This is a genomic window from Myroides sp. LoEW2-1 (genome assembly GCF_009767705.1).
GTDB lineage: Bacteria > Bacteroidota > Bacteroidia > Flavobacteriales > Flavobacteriaceae > Flavobacterium > Flavobacterium album_A.
Window position 1 is genome coordinate 1 of record NZ_WSPP01000165.1, and the last position, 1585, is coordinate 1585.

Below are 1585 nucleotides of genomic sequence, written 5' to 3' on the forward strand. Positions count from 1 at the left end.
ATCTTAGGTGGACGAAGTAGATTCAAATCCTGTGTATCTAGAATTATAAGAAAAATGAAAAGTTAAAAGTTAAAAGAGAATATAACCCAATAATGCCCCACCTAAAACAATAAAAGCACTATTTACTTTTTTAAATTTAAAAACCACTATACAACTTAGAAGAGCAATAACAAGGGGTTGCCAGCTAATTAAAGTATCTCTAGTCATCAATACACAAACGGCGATAATCAAAGCCACAGAAGCAACATTAACTGCATCTAAAAAGACAGATAATCCTTTTGAATTGCGCAGTTTTTTCATCATCGGATTGATTAAAGCTACTAGAACAAACGAAGGTAAAAAAATCGCTAAGGTTGATAAAAGAGCTCCTGATAAATCATTAATTTGATAACCAATAAAAGTAACAGAAGAGAAAACTGGTCCAGGGGTGAATTGCCCTACAGCTATAGCATCCATCAGTTGTTCTCTTGTTAGTAATCCTGTTTGAACTAGTTCTGTATCTAAAAAGGCAAATAGAACATAACCACTACCATAAAGTATAGCCCCGATTTTGAGAAAAATCCAAAATAGCTGCCGATTGGTTGTGTTGAAAAACGTACTTTGTATGCTAAGTAACAAAGGTAGTAGTATAAAACTTTGTAAAGTATTTTGCCTTATAATATTTATATAAAACAAAGCATAGGCTAAAATTCCAGCCCCAAACAATAAAATGATTTCATTAACACCTAGTAAAGAGGCTGTTAGAACGATTAATCCTAAAAAGGCTAAAAAGGAGGAGGTTATTGATTTTTTAGCTAGAGGAAAAACAGCTCCAAGCATAATGGCTATAATTGCGGGTTTAATTCCGTATATTAAAGGTTGTATATGTGGTAATTGTCCATATAGTTTATAAAAATAGGCGAGTACACCCGTTAGAGAAACAGCAGGAAGAATAAAACACAGCCCTGCAATTATAAGGCCTTTCCAACCCGCTTTGTCATAGCCAATATGAATGGCCATTTCTGTACTGTTAGGACCAGGGATTAAATTGGTAGCCCCTAGTAGATCTAAGAAGTGTTGTTCATTCATCCACTTTCTTTGTACAACGACTTCCTCTCTCATCATTGCAATATGAGCAGCAGGACCGCCAAAACCAATAAATCCCAGTTTTGTAAATACTATGGCTATTTCTTTTAAGCTTACTTTTTCTGACATATTGCTTTCTAATTTTAGTCTTTACTACAATCGACGTATTCTAAGTTATTAAGTTGTATGAATTGGTATAAAACTAATGATAATCTAATAACCAAGGGTTATGTGAATATTAATTATAGACTTGCTTTTGAACTTGTACTTTTTGTATGTAAAAAGAAACGTGCTCTCTTTACTAAAGTAATTGGTTTTAAAAGGAGATTAGATAATAATCTGTTGCTTATCTGTATTTATGAGATATATAACAACTATATTTTTAATTTCAAATAACAGTAATTCTGAATCTTGATTTAAAAACTATTATAGTTTATGCTTACGTGAAAATCTCTTTTTTAATTAAATTCCCTAAGAGAGTCATTTTTATTCTAAATTTGCCTATACATAGATAGTACTT

At 31.8% G+C, this 1585-nt stretch carries 1 protein-coding gene; it reads right to left on the reverse strand.

Features of this window, described 5'->3' with window-relative positions:
- Positions 1-69 precede the first annotated feature (69 nt).
- Entirely contained in the window at positions 70-1194 is a 1125-nt protein-coding gene (gene chrA / locus GOQ24_RS09900; RefSeq protein WP_155091425.1) for a chromate efflux transporter, read from the reverse strand.
- Positions 1195-1585 lie beyond the last annotated feature (391 nt).